Annotated in this window: 9 protein-coding genes; 6 read left to right on the plus strand and 3 right to left on the minus strand. The window is 62.0% G+C overall.

The features are described 5' to 3' along the window. The coding region (locus tag EN893_RS17800) for a LysR family transcriptional regulator (protein WP_164900939.1) at positions 1-384 on the minus strand (384 nt) is incomplete at its 3' end. A gap of 111 nt (positions 385-495) precedes the next feature. Here EN893_RS17800 and EN893_RS17805 point away from each other — a divergent pair. From EN893_RS17805 to EN893_RS17815, 3 genes are all read left to right on the plus strand, one after another. Next, positions 496-1,131 (plus strand): FMN-dependent NADH-azoreductase, encoded by a 636-nt coding sequence (locus tag EN893_RS17805; protein WP_127268106.1) that lies wholly within the window; start codon positions 496-498, stop codon positions 1,129-1,131. A 170-nt stretch (positions 1,132-1,301) separates the two neighbouring features. Next, the gene (locus tag EN893_RS17810; protein ID WP_127256140.1) at positions 1,302-1,541 is read left to right on the plus strand and encodes a CopG family ribbon-helix-helix protein; all 240 of its coding nucleotides are present in this window, start codon (positions 1,302-1,304) and stop codon (positions 1,539-1,541) included. A 3-nt stretch (positions 1,542-1,544) separates the two neighbouring features. Continuing rightward, complete coding sequence (locus EN893_RS17815) at positions 1,545-1,838, plus strand: type II toxin-antitoxin system RelE/ParE family toxin (protein WP_127268105.1); 294 nt, start codon at positions 1,545-1,547, stop codon at positions 1,836-1,838. A gap of 20 nt (positions 1,839-1,858) precedes the next feature. Here the strand turns inward: EN893_RS17815 and EN893_RS17820 are convergent, their stop codons facing one another. Further along, positions 1,859-2,158, minus strand: a complete 300-nt coding sequence (locus EN893_RS17820) for an AzlD family protein (protein WP_127268104.1) — start codon at positions 2,156-2,158, stop codon at positions 1,859-1,861. Next, entirely contained in the window at positions 2,155-2,889 is a 735-nt protein-coding gene (locus EN893_RS17825) for an AzlC family ABC transporter permease (RefSeq protein ID WP_127268103.1), read from the minus strand. Before EN893_RS17825 ends, EN893_RS17820 begins: the two co-directional genes overlap by 4 nt. Positions 2,890-3,059: 170 nt before the next feature. Here EN893_RS17825 and EN893_RS17830 point away from each other — a divergent pair, with 170 nt between their 5' ends. The 3 genes from EN893_RS17830 to EN893_RS39320 all read left to right on the plus strand — a co-directional run. Then, on the plus strand, positions 3,060-3,518 hold the full coding sequence (locus tag EN893_RS17830; RefSeq protein WP_127268102.1) for an Lrp/AsnC family transcriptional regulator: 459 nt from the start codon (positions 3,060-3,062) through the stop codon (positions 3,516-3,518). A 126-nt stretch (positions 3,519-3,644) separates the two neighbouring features. Next, on the plus strand, positions 3,645-4,847 hold the full coding sequence (locus EN893_RS17835; protein WP_128361674.1) for an MFS transporter: 1,203 nt from the start codon (positions 3,645-3,647) through the stop codon (positions 4,845-4,847). Positions 4,848-5,143: 296 nt separating this feature from the next. Next, the coding region (locus EN893_RS39320; RefSeq protein ID WP_164770209.1) for a lipoprotein at positions 5,144-5,233 on the plus strand (90 nt) is incomplete at its 3' end.

Consider the following 5,233-nt stretch of genomic DNA (forward strand, 5'->3'; position numbering starts at 1 on the left):
GCGCAGCATCACGGTCGGAAACTGCGCCTCGAACGCCTTCAGCACCCGCACCAGCACCGGCGACGGCAACGCTGCGTCGACCGACAGCGCGACTTCAGCCTCGAGCCCTTGATGATGGCCGTCGACGCGCGAGCGGATGCGCTGCAGCACACCGATCATGCGCCGCGCATCCTCCAGCATCGCCCGGCCGATCTCGGTCAGTTGCGGCTCGCGGGTACCCTCGCGCTCGAACAGTTTCAGCCCCAGCTGCGCCTCGAGATTGGCTATGCCGTAGCTGATGACGGACTGTGCCCGGTTGAGCCTGCGGCCGGCGGCCGAGAAGCTGCCGGCTTCGGCGACTGTCACAAAGATCTGAAGTTGATCGAGCGTCGGATTGGGCCGCATCGTGATATCTAACTTATAGATGGATCGTATAGAAAGTATACCAGTTTATTGAATGGATCGAAAGTCCCATATCTGGCGGGACAAATCATTCCAACCGCTGGAGAGCCCAAAATGTCCATTCTTCTCATCACTTCGAGCCCGCGCGGCGCCGCCTCCCATTCGACCCGCATCGCTACCGAATTCGCTGAAAAGCTCGTCGCCGCCGATCCGTCGAACACGCTCGTCGTGCGCGACCTCGTCGCCAATCCGCTCCCTCATATCGACGCCGACTACGCGAGCGGCATCTACGTGCCGGCGGAAGCGCGCACTGCGCGCCAGGCTGAGGTCGTCGGCGTCTCCGATGTCGTGCTCGACGAGCTGTTTGCTGCCGACACCGTGATCCTGGCCACAGGCTTCATCAACTTCAACATCTCCTCGACGCTGAAGTCCTGGGTCGATCATATCTCTCGTTCCGGCAAGAGCTTTTCCTATGGCGAGAACGGCCCCAAGGGTCTCGTCACCGGCAAGAAGGTCTATATCGTGCTGGCTTCGGGCGGCATCTATTCCGAAGGTGCGGCCGTGCAGTTCGATCACGCCATTCCCTACCTGCGCGGCGTGCTCGGCTTCCTCGGCATGACCGATGTCGATGTCATCCGTATCGAAGGCGTCGGCATGGGTCCTGACGCGGTGACCGCAGCGCTCGCCAAGGCGACCGCCAAGGTCGATGCCGTGGTGGCAGCCAGCCAGGGTGTCGCGGCTGCCGCATAGGGAAAAGACTTAAATTGGAGGGCAGGCGCTTGGCGCCCGCCCTTTTTCAATGCGCTCCCCGCTTGTTTTCCTGACAGTAAACAGCGCGAAGCGACCAGAGTCCTTTGGGTGTGACTTGACGATCCACCTTGGTTCACTCACAATCACAATGAACCAAGTGGATCGAAACCATGACGGCTTTCACCGTACGCCTCCCCGACGACACGACAAACAGGCTCGACCAACTTGCCGAAAAGCTCGATCGCTCGCGCTCTTATGTGGCCGCCAAGGCCATCGAAGACTTTGTAGCTCGTCAAGAGTGGCAACTCGCTGAGATAGAGGCCGGATTGGCCGAGGCCGAGCGCGGTGAGTTCGCCAGCGAACAAGAGTTGGCCGCCGTGATCGGGAAATACGTCAAGCCCGCCGGCTGATCCATGAGCCGCAAGACAATCCGTTGGACCAAGCGGGCTTTGCGTCGGCTTGGCGAAATCGGCGCGCATATCGAGAAAGACAGTCCCGAAGCTGCCGCCCGTGTCATTGGGCGCATCTTGTCCGCAGCGGAGTTGCTTACCGAACAGCCGGCTATGGGTCGCGTTGGACGCATCAAGGCGACGCGAGAACTCGTTTTGGCCGATATCCCATATATCGTCCCCTATCGCGTAAGCGAAGATGCCGTCGAAATACTTACCGTCATACATGCCGCCCAACAGTGGCCAAAGAGCCTCTGAGCCAACTGGCCGCTGCCTTTCTAGCCGATGAAATGCCTGAGCAACCCCGCCGAAGCGACTCCGATCAGCACAGTCGGCAGCATGGAAAGCCGCGTGGCGGCCACCAGCGTAACAGCCAGCGCCAGAATATCCGCCGGGGACTTCGACACGAAGGCCGGTGCGATGACAGAGATCAGCACGCAACCGGGCGCAGCTTCCATCACAGCCGTGGCACGGGCGCTGAGTGTGCGGTTGCGCAGCACGACATAGCCGCCGATGCGCGTGAGATAAGTGACGCCGGCCATCAGCACGATGGTGAAAAAGGTCGTTGCATCGATCATGCATCACTCGCCATCAGCCAGGCCGCGACCAGACCCGACATGGCGCCCGCGGCGACATACCAGGCGCCGGGAACGAAGAGATAGACCAGTGCCGCCACGACCAGGCTGACCAGCCAGGGTCGCGCCGCCGCCATCCCCGTCCACATGCCGCGCATCAGCACCAGGAAGACAGCCGGGAACGCCATGTCGAAACCATAGGCCCCGACGTCGCCGAGCATCGGACCGAGCAAGGCACCCAGCGTGGTGAAGACCACCCAGGTGAGATACATCGCCAGCGCCGCGCCCATATAGTAGCGCGGGCTGAAGGCCGGCATGATGCCGGCAGCAGTGCGCTGTCTGGCATCGGCCAGACCCAGCGCCCAGCTCTCGTCGCACATAAAGAAAAGCGCCGGAAACACCTTGCGCCGCGGCAGGTGGCGCAGGAACGGCGCCAGTGCCGCACCCATCAGCAAATGACGGCTGTTGACCAGGAAGGTGATGGCGACGATGAGCACGATGTGCGGCGGCGACGTCCACAATTGGATCGCCGCGAATTCCGAACCGCCGGCGAAATTCAGCCCTGTCATCGCGGACAGTTCGACCGTGCTCAGCCCTTTTTGCGTGGCCTGGGCGCCAAGCACCAGCGCATAGGGGATGGTGCCGAACAGCACCGGCGCGCAGGACGCCACGCCTCGGCGGAATTCGGATCCCGAACCATTGCCCGCCGCCTCGACTGCCTGTGAAATGCTCATGTGTCTCCACTGGCGCGCCTCGCGGCCGCCGCTGCCCTGCGTTTGAACTCTCATGACACTGGCGGCAAACATACCCACAATTCTCCGCAATATGGTTGCGAATATTGTTGTACTTCAACTAGGTTCGGCATTGAGTGCCATTAATTTCAAAATAGATGGAATCTAGAGCCATGAAGCTGGATGAGATCGACAAGCGGATCCTGCGGGCGCTGCAGCGCGACGGCCGCATGGCCAACAACGATCTGGCCAAAGAGGTCGGCCTGTCGCCCTCTCCTTGCCTGCGGCGCGTGAAGCTGCTGGAGGAAGCCGGCATCATCGATCGCTACGTCGCAGTGCTGAACCCCGGCAGCATCGGCAAGGGCCTCACCTTCTTCACCCGCATCTGGCTGAAAACGCAGGATGAGGACACGATCGAGCATTTCGCCACCGAAGTCGCCAAGCTGCCGCAGGTGATGGAGTGCTATTTGATGCTCGGCGATTGCGACGCCATGGTGCGCGTGGTGGCAGCCGGCATCGACGATTACCGCCGCTTCCAGTCGGAGCATCTGAGCCGCATCAAGGGCGTGCAGAACGTCAAGACCGACGTCCCCAGCCAGACGATCAAATACACGTCGGAACTGCCGATCTGAGCTGCCGAAAACGGCGTCACGTCAAACTGGATAAAAAATGCAACCGGATTGTAGGATCGAACCCGGTGCCGGCGTCCTTCGGGTGCAAGCAGCGCGCAGCGCTGCCTTTAGGCATGGGAGATTTGAATGAGCCTTTCCTATCGTTGGGTCATCGTCGCCGCTGGCGCGCTGATGTCCTGTGTCGCCATCGGGACGATGTTTTCGCTGGCGATATTCCTGGAGCCGATGGCGATCGACACCAACTGGTCGCGCGCCGGCATTTCCAGCGCCATGACGCTCAACTTCCTGGTGATGGGCCTTGGTGGCTTCGCCTGGGGCGCGATATCGGACCGTTTTGGCGCCCGCATCGTCGTGATGATCGGCGCGGTGCTGCTCGGGTTGGCGCTGGTGCTGGCCAGCCGCGCCGGTTCGCTGCTGAGCTTCCAGATCACCTATGGCGTCCTGGTCGGTCTCGCGGCAAGCGCCTTTTTTGCGCCGATGATCGCGCTGACCACAGGCTGGTTCGACACCAACCGCAGCCTTGCCGTCTCACTGGTCTCGGCCGGCATGGGCGTGGCGCCGATGACGATCTCGCCCTTCGCCCGCTGGTTGATCTCCGCCTATGACTGGCGCACCGCCATGTTCGACATCGGCATTACCGCCTGGGTGCTGCTGTTGCCGGTGGTGCTGCTGGTGCGCCAGCCGCCGAAGCCCCTCTTGGTCGACACCGGCTCCGCGCCGGCTGCCGAAGGTGCCGGCCTGACAGTCAGCCAGGCGCTGCGCTCGCCGCAATTCATCGTGCTCGGGCTGACCTTCTTTGCCTGCTGCGCGGCGCATTCCGGACCGATCTTCCATATGGTCAGCTATGCCATGCTGTGCGGCGTCGCCCCCATGGCAGCGGTCTCGATCTACAGTGTCGAAGGTCTGGCAGGCCTTGGCGGCCGGCTCTTCTACGGCGTGCTGGCCGACCGGCTGGGCGTCAAGCCGGTGCTGATCGCGGGCCTGGCGATCCAGGCGATCGTCATTGCCGCCTATCTGTCGATCAGCCAGCTTGAGCAGTTCTACATGCTGGCCGTTATCTTCGGTGCCACCTATGGCGGCGTCATGCCGCTCTATGCGGTGCTGGCGCGCGAATATTTCGGCCAGCGCATCCTCGGCACCGTGTTCGGCGCCGCCACCATGCTGTCCAGCCTCGGCATGGCATTGGGACCGCTTGCCGGCGGCATGGTGTTCGATGCCTACGCCAACTATTCCTGGCTTTTCATCGGCTCTGCTCTTATCGGGCTCGGCGCGGTCGGCATCGCCATCGCGTTCCCGCCACTGCCACGCAGGGAACTGCAGCCGGCTTAGTTCGGGTCGACTTCCAAACCTTGCTGGCCAGGCGCGCAATCAGCCTGGCCCGTTCGGTTCGCCGCGGATCCTGTCCTCTGTTTCATCCGTTCTCCCTTGTGCGAGTGCGGAAGTCCACGGCCAACGTTTGCACCAAGCGACGACTTCGCGCACCCGTCCACCAGTGAGGGTACGATTTGAGCCGAAGGCGCGCGGCTCCGCCACGGCCAGGCTTGAATGGCAGGCAACGGTCGATGGATCGAAAAGCTCTCTTAAGCATTTAAGCTTTGGCTAATAGTAGCCTCAGGAGAGAAACGATGAAAAAGACGCTGCTCATTTTGAGCCTGCTCATTCCGCTCTCGGCGTGCTCCCGTACCGAACAAGGCGCCGCCGTCGGCGGCTTGGGT

This window comes from Mesorhizobium sp. M7A.F.Ca.CA.004.04.2.1 (assembly GCF_004022825.1).
GTDB lineage: Bacteria > Pseudomonadota > Alphaproteobacteria > Rhizobiales > Rhizobiaceae > Mesorhizobium.

Excerpts from the sequence above, each read along its gene's own strand:
- EN893_RS17815 (WP_127268105.1), top strand. The coding sequence starts at position 1,545 with ATGAGCCGCAAGACAATCCGTTGGACCAAGCGGGCTTTGCGTCGGCTT.
- EN893_RS17805 (WP_127268106.1), top strand. The coding sequence starts at position 496 with ATGTCCATTCTTCTCATCACTTCGAGCCCGCGCGGCGCCGCCTCCCAT.
- EN893_RS17825 (WP_127268103.1), bottom strand. The coding sequence starts at position 2,889 with ATGAGCATTTCACAGGCAGTCGAGGCGGCGGGCAATGGTTCGGGATCC.
- EN893_RS17835 (WP_128361674.1), top strand. The coding sequence starts at position 3,645 with ATGAGCCTTTCCTATCGTTGGGTCATCGTCGCCGCTGGCGCGCTGATG.
- EN893_RS17810 (WP_127256140.1), top strand. The coding sequence starts at position 1,302 with ATGACGGCTTTCACCGTACGCCTCCCCGACGACACGACAAACAGGCTC.
- EN893_RS17830 (WP_127268102.1), top strand. The coding sequence starts at position 3,060 with ATGAAGCTGGATGAGATCGACAAGCGGATCCTGCGGGCGCTGCAGCGC.
- EN893_RS17820 (WP_127268104.1), bottom strand. The coding sequence starts at position 2,158 with ATGATCGATGCAACGACCTTTTTCACCATCGTGCTGATGGCCGGCGTC.